General features: G+C 75.7%; 8 protein-coding genes. 5 read left to right on the top strand and 3 right to left on the bottom strand.

Going from position 1 to position 13916, the window contains the following annotated elements:
- Positions 1-3 precede the first annotated feature (3 nt).
- Positions 4-1422 carry a glycosyltransferase 87 family protein gene (locus tag K330_RS18385; RefSeq protein ID WP_156875642.1) on the top strand — a complete coding sequence of 473 codons (1419 nt, stop codon included), beginning with the start codon at positions 4-6 and terminating at the stop codon, positions 1420-1422.
- Here the strand turns inward: K330_RS18385 and K330_RS22345 are convergent.
- Genes K330_RS22345 through K330_RS0101385 form a run of 3 tightly spaced genes read right to left on the bottom strand, consistent with a single transcriptional unit; the run spans position 1384 to position 6117 of the window.
- Positions 1384-3822, bottom strand: a complete 2439-nt coding sequence (locus K330_RS22345; RefSeq protein ID WP_022920067.1) for an acyltransferase family protein — start codon at positions 3820-3822, stop codon at positions 1384-1386. The two genes, K330_RS18385 and K330_RS22345, sit on opposite strands and share 39 nt — an antisense overlap.
- Complete coding sequence (locus K330_RS0101390; protein ID WP_022920066.1) at positions 3819-4598, bottom strand: hypothetical protein; 780 nt, start codon at positions 4596-4598, stop codon at positions 3819-3821. Before K330_RS0101390 ends, K330_RS22345 begins: the two co-directional genes overlap by 4 nt.
- Positions 4591-6117 (bottom strand): CCA tRNA nucleotidyltransferase, encoded by a 1527-nt coding sequence (locus K330_RS0101385; protein WP_022920065.1) that lies wholly within the window; start codon positions 6115-6117, stop codon positions 4591-4593. Before K330_RS0101385 ends, K330_RS0101390 begins: the two co-directional genes overlap by 8 nt.
- 79 nt (positions 6118-6196) lie before the next feature.
- On the opposite strand from K330_RS0101385, the gene K330_RS0101380 reads away from it, so the two are divergent.
- From K330_RS0101380 to sigM, 4 genes are read left to right on the top strand one after another with little or no spacing between them, the layout of a single operon-like run.
- Positions 6197-6679, top strand: coding sequence for an NUDIX hydrolase (locus tag K330_RS0101380; protein WP_022920064.1), 483 nt, complete (start codon positions 6197-6199; stop codon positions 6677-6679).
- A 7-nt stretch (positions 6680-6686) separates the two neighbouring features.
- Positions 6687-9317 carry a DUF6049 family protein gene (locus K330_RS18375; protein WP_022920063.1) on the top strand — a complete coding sequence of 877 codons (2631 nt, stop codon included), beginning with the start codon at positions 6687-6689 and terminating at the stop codon, positions 9315-9317.
- A complete protein-coding gene (gene murJ / locus K330_RS22340; RefSeq protein WP_022920062.1) occupies positions 9314-13327 on the top strand; it encodes a murein biosynthesis integral membrane protein MurJ in 4014 nt (1337 codons plus the stop codon). Before K330_RS18375 ends, murJ begins: the two co-directional genes overlap by 4 nt.
- Entirely contained in the window at positions 13324-13899 is a 576-nt protein-coding gene (gene sigM, locus K330_RS0101365) for an RNA polymerase sigma factor SigM (RefSeq protein WP_022920061.1), read from the top strand. The genes murJ and sigM overlap by 4 nt, the downstream gene beginning before the upstream one ends.
- Positions 13900-13916: the final 17 nt, after the last annotated feature.

The raw sequence follows: 13916 nt of genomic DNA, 5'->3' as shown, positions 1-13916 counted from the left end.
GGCGTGAGGCCACCGCGGGAGCGCACGCGGCGCGACGTGCCGTGGGTCGTGCCGTCCTGGGCCGACCCGGTGGTGGCGCGCGCCACCGGCGTCCTCGGAGGGCCTCTCGGCAGGTATGCCGTCGTCGGCGCGCGGGGTCTGGCCGGGGTCGCCGCCGTGCTGGTCGCCCTGGGCGCCGCCGTGCTGGCCCTGGGGGTGTGGCAGAAGGGTCACTGCCTGATGAAGGGCTGGAGCACCCCCGACCAGTTCTGGCGGGCCTGCTACTCCGACCTGCCCGTCGTGCACGTCAGCTCCGCCCTGGCCGACCGGCAGCTGCCGTGGGCGGGCGGGGTGCCGTCCACCCAGCCCCCGTTGTCGGGGCTGGCGATGTGGCTGCTCGCCCGGGTCTCGCCCGAGGCGGGGTCCGGCACCGGTGCGCAGCAGTGGGTGCTCGTCCTGTGGGCCCTGGCGTGCGTGCTGCTGCTGGCCGCGGGGGTGCTGGCGGTCGTCGCCCTGCGGCCCCGTCGTCCGTGGCAGGCCGCCCACCTCGCCGCCAGCCCGGTCCTGGTCACGCTCGCCCTGGTCTCGACCGACCTGCTCGGCGTCAGCCTGACGCTTCTTGCGCTGTGGGCCTGGCGGCGGGGGCACGGCTGGGGCGCCGGGGTCCTCCTGGGGCTGGCCTCGCTCGTGCGCCCCTTCCCCCTGCTGGTGCTGCTCGCCATCGTGCTGGTGGCGGCTCGCCGCGGGCGGGACGACGGACCTAGCCACGACGACATGGCCGGCCGTCACCTCGACCCCCCCGCGGCGCCGCTGCGGGCCGGACAGGCGGTCGTGGGCGCGGTGCTCGGTGCGCTGGCGGTCGTCGTGCCCCTGCTGCTCCTCGAGCCGCGCTCGCTCACGGCCGTCACGCAGTGGTGGGGCAGCGGCACGGCCGCCGGCTACGGCGCCCTGCAGATGGTGCCCGACCTGATGGGCTCGCCCTTGCTGCCGCTCACCTCGACCGTGGTCGCCGTCGTCGGGTGGCTGGCAGCGGCCGGGCTGGGCGTGTGGCTCGTCGGTCGGCCGGGACGACGGCTGGGTGAGGCCCAGCTGGCCGCGGCGATGACCGCCGTCGTGGTCCTGACCGCGCCGTCGCTGTCGGTGCAGTCCGGGCTGTGGGTGCTGGTCTTCCTGGCCCTCTCGGCCCGGCCCTGGGGGGAGCACCTGGTCTGGGCCCTCGTCGAGACCCTGCACTTCGTGGCGACCTGGCTGCACATCGCCTTCGCCAGCGACCCGGGCCGGGGGCTGCCGCCCGAGACCTACGCGCTCGTGGTCACGCTGCGCGCCGCCGCGTGGGTGTGGGTGCTGTGGCGGGTCTGGGACGAGGCCGACCCCGGCGCACCGCCCCGGGCCCGGCCCGCCGCGTCACGACCGGCCGATGCGCTCGCCCTCGAGCAGGGGTGAGCGGGCGGGCTCGGGCATCCGCGCGGTGGTCACGATCGGGCTGACCTGCTCCTCGACCAGCTCCCGCAGCGAGTCGACATAGGTGGCGGACAGGTGGTTGCTGTCCCGCCAGACCACGACACCGCCCACGACCGGCGAGCACGTCTGCGCGGGACAGATGGCGTCGTTGAGGTCGACGACCGGCAGCGCGGGGCGCAGCTCGAGCAGCTCGGGCTGGCCGCTCCCCGCACGCTCGAGGGCGTCCGCGCGCGGGAAGGCGCACTCGGCGACGGCGTCGGGGTTGCTCACCAGGCACTCGGGGACGTCGAAGGGCGGCCGGGGCACGTCGCGGATCAGCGCCGGCACGATCCCCGCCGCCCGCAGCCCGTCCACCTGCGAGGCCATGGCGGCAGCCAGCTCGTCCGCGTCGACCCGGCTGTAGGACGCCGAGGACATCAGCACCACGTCGGGGTCCAGCTCCAGGAGCCGGGGCCCGACGTCACGCTGGTAGTCGGCGCACTGGGTGTAGCCGTCCGGCTGGCCCGAGCGCGGCAGCGGCACCCCCGGGGCGGGCGGGCAGGAGGACTTGGCCAGCACGAGGACACGCCATCCGCGCTCCCGGCCGATCTCGTCCAGGGCGGTGACCCACATCCCCGCGTGGCTGTCCCCCGTCAGCGCGACCGTGACGTCGCCCTCCGGGTCACCCGCCTCGCAGACCCCGACCTCGGTCCCCGTGATCCCGACGAAGCAGCCCTCGGGCTCGAGGACCGGCAGGTCGTCGCGCACCTGCTCCAGCGGGATGGCGAGCGTGCCGATCCGTTCGGGGATGTCCGGCGCCGGGACACGCTGGGCCCCTGACCCCAGCGCCGAGCCGCTGTCGGAGCCGTCGGCGAGCGCGGCCGTCCCGTCCAGCTCGTCGTCGCTGCCGAGCCTCACCCCGCCGGCGACACCGTCGGCGATCGCTGTCACGGGGGCCCGGCCGAGGTCCCCCGGACCGGACCGGCCGTCGGCGGCCTCGGCCGCAGCGAGCGTGCCTGCACCCACGGGGGCGCGCAGCTCCTCGACGACCGGCGGGGTCCGCCAGGCGACCGGACCGCTCGTGCCGGTACCGGGGGCCACCGCCATCAGACCCAGACCGGCGAGCAGCCCCGCGAGCGTGCAGTTGAGCCCGAGGCGCAGCGTGCGCTGGGTGACCACACCCTGCGGAAGCCGCCGGGCCAGGACCCGGCCCCGCACACGGACCGGCTCCTCGACGTAGCGGAAGGACAGCCAGGCCGGGACGACCGAGACCACGACCGCCAGCACCCCCCAGTGGACGGGCAGCTGATCAGGTCCGCCCGAGCCCACCCGGGACAGGGAGGCGGCCGCCGCCACGAAGGGCCAGTGCCACAGGTAGAGGCTGTAGCTGATCCGTCCGGTCCACTGCAGGGGCCGGGCCCGCAGGACGACGTCCGGCCCCCATCCCGCGGCGGCGAAGCCGGAGACGATGACCAGCGCGGTGCCCACGGTCGGCAGCAGGGCGGCCGTGCCGGGGAAGGGTGTGGAGGCGTCGATGACCACCAGGGCGGTGACGATCATCGCCAGCCCGACCCAGCCCAGGGCTGCGGCGGGCACACGGGGCACCCGGGGCCAGCGGCGGGCGCCGAGCGCCACGACGGCCCCGAGCATGAGCTCGTGCACCCGGGTGGGGGTGACGAAGTAGGCCTGGCTCGCGTTCTGCTCGGTCCACCAGGCGGACAGCACGAGGGAGACCGCGAGCGCGGCCAGCGTCAGCCCCCAGGACCAGCCGACGAACACGCGGGCCCGGCCCCGGGCCACCAGCAGGAGGAGCAGGAGCAGGACCGGCCACAGGACGTAGAACTGCTCCTCGACGGCCAGGGACCAGTAGTGCTGCACCGGCGAGGGCGCCCGGTCGAGGTCGAGGTAGTCGACCGCCCGGTCGGCCAGGCGCCAGTTGACCAGGTAGCCGGCGGAGGCCAGCAGGTCGCCGCCGATCTCCCCCCAGCGGGTGCGGGGGATGAGCGTCACGGTCAGCAGGGCGGTGCCCAGCAGGGCGGTGAGCGCCGCCGGCAGCAGTCGGCGCGCCCGGCGCGCGTAGAACCGCCCGAGGTCGATGCGGCCCCGGGCCCGCGCCTCCTCCAGCAGGAGGGCGGTCATGAGGAAGCCGCTGACGACGAAGAAGACGTCGACGCCGACGAAGCCGCCCGGCAGCAGGGGGACCCCGGCGTGCCAGAGCATGACGCCGAACACGGCGATGGCGCGCATCCCCTCGATGTCGGTGCGGAAGTCGCGCGGCACCGGAGGCACGTGCAGCGCGTGCCGGGCCGCGCGCAGGGCGCGCAGGCGTGCCCGGGTGAGAGGGACGTCGCCCTCCCGTGCGCTCGCGGTGCTCGTCGCGGCCGAGGACGGGGTGGCGCTCACCGGGCACCTCCCACGGTGAGGGCAGGGGTAGGAGGTGCCGGGGCAGGGGTAGGAGCGTGCTGGGCGGTCGCCCGGGCGGCCGCGTCGTCCCCCTCGTTCTGCTCCCGGCGCCGCTCCACGGCCAGGGCCAGTAGCAGGGCGCCGCCGCCACCGACGACCCACGGCCACCAGGAGCCTCCGCCGTTCGGCCGGGTGGGCACGAGCGCGGCGCGGGTGAGGCTGAGGTCGGCGTCGTCCTCGACCACCAGCGCGGCGGCGGTGTCGGCGGCGAGCGCGGCGAGCCGCGGGTCGGGCGCCTCGGCGCGCACGACGACCGACTCCGGCTCGGGACGCTCCACGGCGATCTCCAGCGCCCCCCGCCACTGCGGCTCCAGCTCGACCCGGTCCTCGACCTGGTCGGCCAGGTCGGCGCGGGTGAGCGCGACGGCGGCCTGCGCGGCGGCCGGACGGCTCAGGGCGGTGACCGTGCTGCGCGCCTCGAAGCTGTCCGGGCGCAGCGCGTCGACCACGCCGCCGATGACCAGTGCCACCAGCACGAACGTCACCCACGGCAGCGCCATCAGGCGCCGCCCCAGCGGGACGGGGGCGTGCCGCGACCGCCGGTCCCTGCTGCGCTCGCGGCGCCGACGACGCTCGGCGCGGCGCCGGCGGCGCTGCTCCTCCCGGGCGGCGATGCGGGCCGCGCGACGGGGTGACCCGTGCCGGACGGGCTGGGGCCGGCGGGAGAGGTCGGTCGGGACGGAGGATGCGGGGCCGGCGGAGCGGTGCCTACCCACGTCCCGACTCCGGCTGGTCGGCCCACCAGCGCTCCAGCTCGCGGCGGGCGCCCTCCGGGCCGAGCGGGCCCTGGTCGAGGCGCACCGCCAGCAGGTGCTTGTAGGCACGGCCCAGCACCGGCCCCGGGGGGATGCCCAGGATCTCGCCGATCTGGTTGCCGTCGAGCTCGGGGCGCACCGCGCGCAGCTCCTCCTCCTCGCGCAGCCGGGCGATCCGCTCCTCGAGGTGGTCGTAGCTGGCGGCCAGCCTGGCCGCCTTGCGCCGGTTGCGGGTCGTGCTGTCCGACCGGGTCAGCCGGTGCAGGCGCCCGAGCAGCGGCCCGGCGTCGGCGACGTAACGACGGACCGCGGAGTCGGTCCACTCCCCCGTGCCGTAGCCGTGGAACCGCAGGTGCAGCTCCACCAGGCGCGACACGGCCCGGACGGTCTGCTTGTCGAAGCGCAGCGCCCTCAGCCGCGCGCGGGTCATCTTGGCGCCGACGACCTCGTGGTGGTGGAAGCTCACGCCCCCGCCGGGCTCGAAACGGCGGGTGGCGGGCTTGCCGATGTCGTGCAGCAGGGCGGCCAGCCGCAGGACCAGGTCCGGCCCCGGGACGGCGTCATCGGCGCCGTCCTCCGCCGGCCCCCCGCCCGAGCTGTCGCCGCCGGGGCTGTCGTCGCCGACCGACGGCGCGTCCTCGAGCGCGATGGCCTGCTCGAGGACGGTGAGGGTGTGCTCGTAGACGTCCTTGTGCCGGTGGTGCTCGTCGACCTCGAGCCGCAGGGCCGGGAGCTCGGGAAGGACGTGGTCCGCCAGACCGGTAGCGACCATGACCTCGAGCCCGGCCCGGGGGTCGGGGGCCAGCAGCAGCTTGACCAGCTCGTCGCGCACCCGCTCGGCGGAGACGATCGAGATGCGCGACGCCATACCCGTCATCGCCTCGAGCACCTCAGGGGCGGGGACGAGCCCGAGCTGGGCGGCGAAGCGGGCCGCCCGCATCATCCGCAGAGGGTCGTCGCTGAAGGACACCTCCGGGGTATGCGGTGTGCGCAGGGCCTGCGCGGCGAGGTCACCGAGGCCGCCGTGGGGGTCGACGAAGGTCAGGTCCGGCAGCCGCAGCGCCATGGCGTTGACGGTGAAGTCGCGGCGCACCAGGTCGTCGTGCAGGTTGTCGCCGAACGCCACGACCGGCTTGCGCGAGTCCTCCTCGTAGGCGTCGGCCCGGTAGGTGGTGATCTCCAGCGTCTGCTCGCCGCGGCGGCACCCGATGGTGCCGAAGGCGCGGCCGACGTCCCACACGGCGTCGGCCCAGCCGGCCAGCACCTGCTCGATCTGCTCGGGGTGCGCGGAGGTCGCGAAGTCCAGGTCCGGTGAGGGGCGCCCGAGGAAGGCGTCACGGACCGGTCCGCCGACGAGTGCGATCTCGTGCCCGGCGTCGGCGAACCGCTCCCCGACCTCGCTGAGCAGGGGCAGCGTCGGGCGCAGGTGCCGCAGCGCCTGGGCGAGGAGCACGCCGTCAGCCGTGGTGGAGGTGGACATATCTCATCAAGGGTAGGGGACTCGCCTGGGGGGTCGCTCATCCCTGGGCACTCCTCGCCACACTGGTTACAGTGTGAGGATGACCACCGCCTCCCGACCCCAGCCGTCCGCGCGACGGCTGCCGTCGGTGAGCGAGACCTCCGCGGGGGGTGTGGTGATCGACGTCCACGACGGCCGTGCGCGGATCGCGATCATCGCCAGGCGCAACCGCTCGGGGAAGGTCGAGTGGTGCCTGCCCAAGGGCCACGTCGAGCCGGGCGAGACGCTCGTGCAGACCGCGGAGCGCGAGGTGGCGGAGGAGACCGGCATCGAGGGCAGGGTACTGATCACCCTGGGCACGATCGAGTACTGGTTCACCACGCCCTCGCACCGGATCCACAAGATGGTGCACCACTACCTGCTCGAGGCGACGGGTGGCTACCTGACCGTGGAGAAGGACCCGGACCAGGAGGCGATCGACGCCATCTGGGTGCCGCTGGACGAGGTCCACCGCAAGCTCACCTTCCCCAACGAGCGTCGCATCGCGCGTGAGGCGTGGACGCGCCTGACCCGGAGCGCCTGACGACGTCGTGATCCGGTCAGCCCGCCGCTCCGCGTGGGCGGTTCGTCCCCGTGCCGCGGCCGCGACCGCCGGGGTCGTCGCGACCCTGTCGACAGCCCTGGCGGCCCTGCCTGTCGTCCCGGCCCAGGGAGGCGTCCCGGTCCCCGGGGCCTCCCCGGCCGCCGCCCCCTCGAGCGCGCTCCCCGGGTCCGGCACGGACGACGAGCCGGACGAGCCGACGGAGCAGGGCCTGGACGGCACGGTCCGGGTGGTCCTCGACGAGGTGGAGCCCACCGTCCCGCACGTCGGCGAGCCCGTCACGCTGCGCGGGCGCATCGTCAACGACAGCCCCGGCCAGCGCAGGCTGAGCACCGTCACGGTCCGCGCCGCGTGGTCCCCGCTGACCAGCCGGGCCGACGTGACCCACTGGCTCGAGGGACGCGACCAGCGCGAGACCGGCTGGGTGCTCGGCGAGGACGCGGTCGGTCCCGTCGTCGTGCCCGGCGCCTCCGTGCCGTTCACCGTCGAGGTGCCCGAGTGGGGCCTCAACGCCGTGCCCGGCGACCTGGCGGCCCTGGCGCTGCAGATCGAGGCTTCCGGCGAGCCGCCCGCCGAGGCGGGCTCGGGCGGTACCGCCACGGCACCCCCGGCCGAGCCCGTCGTGCTGCGCACCGTCCTGGCAGCCGCCCGCACGCACGCGGTCGCCGACCCGCTCGACGTCACGTGGGTGGTGCCGCTGACCCTGCCCGCCGACCCGGCGCTGACGAGCCGGGACGACCAGGACCGGCACACCGCCTGGTCGGAGGCGACCGGCCCCGGCTCGCCGGCGCGGACCTGGCTGGAGAGCCTCACCCTGCCGTCGGTGACGTGGATGGTCGACCCCGCCCTGCTGGTGCCGGTGGACCCCGCCGACGAGCTGGTCGAGGCCGCGCCCGAGCCGGGCGGACCCGACCCCGCGGACCCCGACGACCCCACGCAGGGGCCCGACGGCCGCCCGCCCCCGGACGACGACGGGACCACCTCGACCGCACCGCCGGACGACGCCGCCGTCACGACGGACGCGCCCGAGGAGGAGACCGCCGCACCCGGCGCCGACGGCTCGACGAGCACCGAGGCGCCCACCGGGCAGGACCCCGGCGACGGGACAGACGGCAGCGCGGCCACGGCCCCGGGCGACGGCGGTGAGGACGAGGGGCTGGACAAGGGCCAGGAGCTGGGCGGCGCGGCCGGGCCGGCAGACCCCGTGACCGCCGCCGACGTCGAGGACGGGCTCGTGGCCCTGCGCGGCCTGCTGGCGCGCTCCGCCGCCGAGCAGCTGTGGTGGACCCCGACCGCCGACCCCGACGTCGCCGCCCTGCTGGCCCAGCAGGCCGACCCCGCGACCGTCCGCACCGCCATGCACCTGCCGCTGCCGCAGTCGCCCGCCCAGGTGCGGCGCCTCCTGCAGCGCGGCCGCAGCGACGTGGCCTGGCCGGCCCTGTCCGCCCCCACGACGCAGCAGGTCACCGCGCTGGACCGCCTGTGGGCGACCCGGCCGGCGACCCCCGAGGGGGTCGCTGCGGTGGTGGTCCCGCGCGAGTCCCTCAGCGGGGGGTCCAACACCTCCGTGGGCGCCGCCGCCCGCCCGGTCGAGGGTGCCTCCGACGTCGTCGCCCTCGGCGCCGACACGCGTGCGGCCGCCCTCCTGGCGGGGGCCGCGAGCGACACGGCCGAGCTCGGGCAGGGGGCCGTGACGCAGCGCCTGCTCGCCGACAGCCTCACCGCATACCAGCAGGACCCGCTGGCCGGGCGGTCGATGCTCTACGCCCCGCCGAGGGGCGCGCAGGTCCCCGGTGGCGTGCTCGACGCCCTGACCGAGGGCTTCGAGACCGCGCCGTGGGCGCGGGCCGTCAGCGCCTCGGACCTGCTCGCCGCCGCGGCGGGCACGTCTGCAGCACCGCTGAGCGGGGTGGCACCCGCCCCCGAGGTGCTCGGGCGCACGCTGGTCGAGCGGGTGGAACCGGGGCCGAGCCCGCTGGGGGCCCGGCAGCTGCGCAGCCTGGCCCGGTTGCAGACCTCGCTCGCGGGGCTCTCGGAGATCCTCGGGGACACCTCGGTCCTGCGGACCTGGGAGCCGGTGCTGGGCCACCTGTGGTCGACCCGGTGGCGCGGTGACGCGGAGCCCTGGGCCGACGCCTGGCAGTCGGCCCGCCGACCGGTGGCACGGGTGCAGGAGGCGGTCCACGTCAACCCGAGCACGGTCAACTTCCTCTCCGACCAGGGCATCATGCAGGTCACGGTGGTCAACGACCTGCCGGTCGCCGTCGAGGGCGTGCGCGTGGAGGTGCTGCCCGACCGCAGCCTGCTGCGTATCGTCCAGCAGCCCGAGCCGATCTCGATCGGCGCCCGCAGCCGGGCCACCGTCTCGTTCACCGCCCGCGCCGTGACCCGCGGCGTCACCACCGTCAACGCACGCCTGACCACGCCCAACGGCACGGTGCTGGGCGACGACGCCCAGGTCAGCGTGCGGGTGCAGCCGACCGGGGTGTGGATCTACTGGGTGCTCGGCAGCATCGCCGGTCTCGTCCTCGTGCTGGGCCTGGTCCGCGCCCGGCGCACCGCGCCCCGCTCCGCGGTCGTCGCGGCGTCGTCCACCCCCACCGCGGAGGAGAACCGGTGACCTCGTCCTCGTCGTCGCACTCGTCGTCGGCCTCCCTGGCGCGGTCCAGCCTGGTGATGGCGGGCGGCACGCTGGTCTCGCGCGTGCTGGGGCTGGTGCGGGTGGCCCTCCTCGCAGCCGCCGTCGGGCTCACCACCCCGGCAGCCAACGTGTGGCAAGCCGCCAACTCCCTGCCCAACACCATCTACGTGCTCATGGCCGCCGGCGTCCTCAACGTCGTGCTGCTGCCGCAGATCACGCGGGCGATGTCCCGCGGCGAGCAGGGCCAGGACTACACCGACCGTCTCCTCACGCTGGCGGTGACCGTGCTCGTCGGCGGCACCGTGCTCTTCGTGGCGGCCACCCCGCTGGTCACCAAGCTCTACAACCTCAAGTGGGAGTGGGGCGGGCCCGAGCTGAGCCTGGCGGTCCTCTTCGCCTACCTGTGCGTCCCGCAGATCCTCTTCTACGGGCTGCACGCGCTGCTCGGCCAGGTGCTCTCGGCCCACCACCGCTTCGGCGCCTTCATGTGGTCCCCGGCCCTGGCCAACGTGGTGGCGATCACCGGGATCGTCGTCTTCATGCGCCGCTACCCGGACGCCAGCGTGCCGCCGGACCGCGGCGGGATCCCGTTGGAGGCCTGGACGCCCGGGATGATCTGGCTGCTGGCCGGCAGCGCGACCCTGGGCATCCTGCTGCAGGCCGTCGTGCTGCTGCCGGTGGTGCGCAGCACCGGGTTCCGGTGGCGCTTCCGCTGGGGCTTCCGCGGCGTCGGGCTGGGCTCCGCCTCGCGGATGGCGGGCTGGTCGCTCGCCGACGTCGGGGTCAGCCAGCTGGGCATGCTCTTCGTCTACAACGTGTTCGCGTGGGTGACGGTCGCGGCCCCGACCGCACCCGGCAAGGCCGCCTACGACAACGCCTTCCTCATCTACATCCTGCCGCACTCGCTCATCGCCCTCTCGCTGCTCACGGCGATCTACCCGGTGCTGTCGAAGGCTGCTGCCCGGGACGACCTCGAGGAGATGGCCGACCACACCTCCCGGGGCCTGCGGCTGCTCGGCACGGCGATGGTCCCGCTCGCGGTGGCGGTCGTCGTGCTCGCGCCCTACGTCATCCGGGTGATCTTCCCCGAGAACGTCGACCCACGCGCGATGGCGCCCATCCTGATGACGCTGACGCTGGGACTGGTGTCCTACGGGGTCTACCTGCTCTGCGCGCGGGTCTTCTACTCCTTCGAGGACGCGCGCACCCCGTTCTTCTTCCAGCTGGCCATCACCGGTGTCCTGCTCGTCGTCCTGCTCCTGACCCGCGGCCTGCCCCCCGGCACCGCCGCCGTCCTCGTCGCGCTGGGGCAGGCCCTGGGTCAGACGACCGCCGCGGTCCTGGGGCTGCGCGCCGTGCACCGCCGGCTGCCGGCAGGCCGGCTCGGTCTGCGCGGCGTCGCCGGCACCTTCACCCGGGCGCTGGCCGCCGCGCTCGTCGCGGCCCTGCCCACCTGGCTGCTGATGCGTGCGCTCGTGCCCGGCGGGATCGTCCGGACCCCGTCGGTGGACGGTGGTGAGTGGCTGCGCACCGTCGCAGCCCTGGCGGTGGGCGGTCTGCTCTACCTGGCCCTGTATGCCGTCGTCGCCCACCGTCTCGGGGTCGCCGAGCTCGCCGAGGCTGCCGGTCCGCTGCTGCGCCGGGTGCCCGGCGCCCCGCGGCTGCTGTCCCGGCTGCCGGGTACGCGCCGGTCCGGCGGGGAACGTGCGGAGGGGGCCGAGGAGGAGCCCGGGTCCGGGCCGGAGCCGACCGGGTCCTACCGCGCCATCTCCGACCAGCCCACCGGCCCCACGCCCGGTCATCCCGACGACAGCGGCATGCTGCCGCTGGCGCCGTGGCACGACATCCCGTGGGAGGACGACGAGGGACGGACCACCGTGCCCCCGCTCCACCCGGGGGCGGCCCTGCAGGTGCCCGGCATCGTCGACGCTCAGGCCCCGGGAGGTCCAGGACCCTCGGCGGCCTCCAGCCCCCTACCCTCGGACGGGGCGTCGGGAGGCGACCGGACCGATCGGCAGCCGGCTAGCGCGTCACGGACGGGGTCGGGCGCGGCAGCAGGCACACTAGGGTGGGACACCGCCCCACCTGGGGCGACAGGGAAGGACGGCGACATGGATCGGCTCGAGGTGGGCACCCTGCTGGGTGAACGCTACGCGCTGGACGAGCTCCTGGCCCGCCGCGACGGCGGCACGCTGGAGTACTGGTCAGCGCGCGACGTCACGCTGGGGCGCCTCGTCGCGGTCACCGTGCTCCCGGCCACCGGTGACTTCGAACCGGTCGCCCAGGCTGTCCTGGACGGCGCCCGCCGCGTGGCCTCCGTCGACGACCCGCGGCTCGTGCGGGTGCTCGACGTGGGCACCGAGCACGGGCTGTGCTGGATCATCGAGGAGGGCCTCAGCGAGGCCGAGTCGCTGGCCTCCCTCGTCGCCGACGAGCCGCTCGCGGCCGAGGAGGCCCGCCGCATCGTCGGGGAGAGCGCCGCCGGCCTGGAGTCGGCACGCCGTCGAGGGCTGCACCACCTCTACCTCAACCCGCACTCGGTGCTGCGCACCAGCGACGGGACCGTCAAGATCTCCGGCGTGGGGGTCGCCTCCGCGCTGGAGGGCACCGACGACGTCACGCCGACCGAGGCCTCGATCATCGACACCGCCGACCTGGTGTCGCTGCTCTACACCGGGCTCACCGGCCGGTGGCCTGGTGAGGACCTGCCCGGGCTGCGGCCGGCCCGGCGCACGGCCGACGGCTCGCTCCTGGCCCCGTCCGAGCTCGTGGGAGGCGTGCCGGGCGACCTCGACGCCCTGTGCCGCACGGTGCACGGCTCCGAGGCCGAGCTCGGCCGGATGCCGCAGACACCGGGTGAGCTCGCCCGGCAGCTGGCGCCGTGGTCCTCGGAGATGGTGCACGGTCGCCGGCCCTCCTCGATCAGCGCGCCGCAGAAGGACCGCGGTGCCGACCCCACGGCCGGCGTGCTGTCCGCCGCCTCCGGTGCGAGCGCCGCCGCGGCCGCGGCCCACCCTGCCGACACCGAGCACGCCGCCGACCCCGACGCCACCGCGGTGGTCCCCCGGGGTGGGGGTGCGACGTCCGGGCAGGCCCCCGCCGCCCGGGTCGACGACAGCGACCCGACCGACACCGGGTTCTTCGGCAGGGGTCGCGACGTCACCGGGCCGCACGCACCGGCCGGAGGGGGGCGTCCCTCGACCGCCGAGATGCTCGGCGTGCGCAGCACGGGCGACCCGATCACCCCCCGGCCGCGCGGTGGCGCTCGCCCGGTGCCGCCGCGGCGCCAGGAGGGCGAGCCCGCCACGCTGCGGGAGGAGCGTGGCACCGGCGCGCAGACGGCCGTGGTCATGCTGGTCCTCGTCGGGCTGCTCGGGCTGGCCATCGTGCTCGGCTGGAGCGCGCTGCGCGGCATCGGCGGCGGTGACGACGACCCGGCGGCCGTCCCCTCGGACGCCGCCGTGGGCACGCAGACCGCGTCCCCGGCCGAGGAGGAGCAGGAGACCGCTGCCCCGCCCGAGACCGAGGAGCCGGCACCGGCGGCCCCGCCGGCCGACGGCGGGACGGTCCCCGTGCTCGGCATCACCTCCTACGACCCGCAGGGGGACGGCGACGAGAACAACGACCAGACCCCGCTGGCCGTGGACGGCGACGCGGAGACCGCCTGGTCCTCCCACACCTACTACTCCGCGGGCTGGGGCGGGCTGAAGACCGGCACCGGGCTCATCCTCGACCTCGGCGAGGGCGCCCAGGTCAGCCAGGTCGAGGTGCAGCTCGGCGAGGGCGACATGGGGGTCTCTGCCTACCTGTCCCCTGACGCCACGATCGACGGCGCCACCGAGCTCGGGTCCGACGACGCGGCCAGCGGCACCTTCACCGCAGCCCCGGACGAGCCGGCCACGGGCCGCTACCTCATCGTGTGGTTCGACCGCGCCTGGTCCTCTCCGGAGGGAGAGGTCGTCAGCGTGCGCGAGATCACCGTCCGGTGACCGAGACCGTGGGCGTCGCGCGGGAGCTGACCGAGCTCGACGACCACACGTTGCTGCGCCTGCACCAGGACGGTGACCCCGAGGCGTTCGGGGAGATCTTCCGCCGGCACCGCGACCGGATGTGGGCACTGGCGCTGCGGACCACCCGGGACCCGGAGATGGCCTCTGACGCCGTCCAGGACGCCTTCCTCAACGCCTTCCGTCGCGCCGGCTCCTTCCGCGGCGAGGCGCAGGTGACCACCTGGCTGCACCGGATCACCGTCAACGCCTGCCTGGACCGCCTGCGCCGCGTCCGGCCCACCTCCGACATCGCCGACCACGACCCGGTCGAGCCGCGGGACCGGCACCACTCCGTCGACGTACGGCTCGACGTGCGCGCGGCGCTCGATCAGCTCCCGGAGGGTCAGCGCCTCGCGCTCACGCTGGTCGACATGCACGGGCTGAGCGTGGCCGAGGCGGCGCGCGTGCTGGAGGTCGCGGAGGGCACGGTCAAGTCCCGCTGCTCCCGTGGCCGGGAGGCCATGGCGCGCATCCTGCGCCTGGACGGCGCGGCCGAGGGGCCACGGGTATGACGTGGTGCAGGTCACGC

Origin of the sequence: Ornithinimicrobium pekingense DSM 21552 (assembly GCF_000421185.1) — a bacterium.
GTDB classification, from domain to species: domain Bacteria; phylum Actinomycetota; class Actinomycetes; order Actinomycetales; family Dermatophilaceae; genus Ornithinicoccus; species Ornithinicoccus pekingensis.
Note: the sequence above shows the minus strand (reverse complement) of the source record. Positions and strands in the feature narration are given on the sequence as shown.

Bases quoted from the DNA above. Each gene is read 5' to 3' on its own strand.
- K330_RS0101385 (WP_022920065.1), bottom strand. From the start codon at position 6,117: ATGTCCACCTCCACCACGGCTGACGGCGTGCTCCTCGCCCAGGCGCTG.
- K330_RS0101380 (WP_022920064.1), top strand. From the start codon at position 6,197: ATGACCACCGCCTCCCGACCCCAGCCGTCCGCGCGACGGCTGCCGTCG.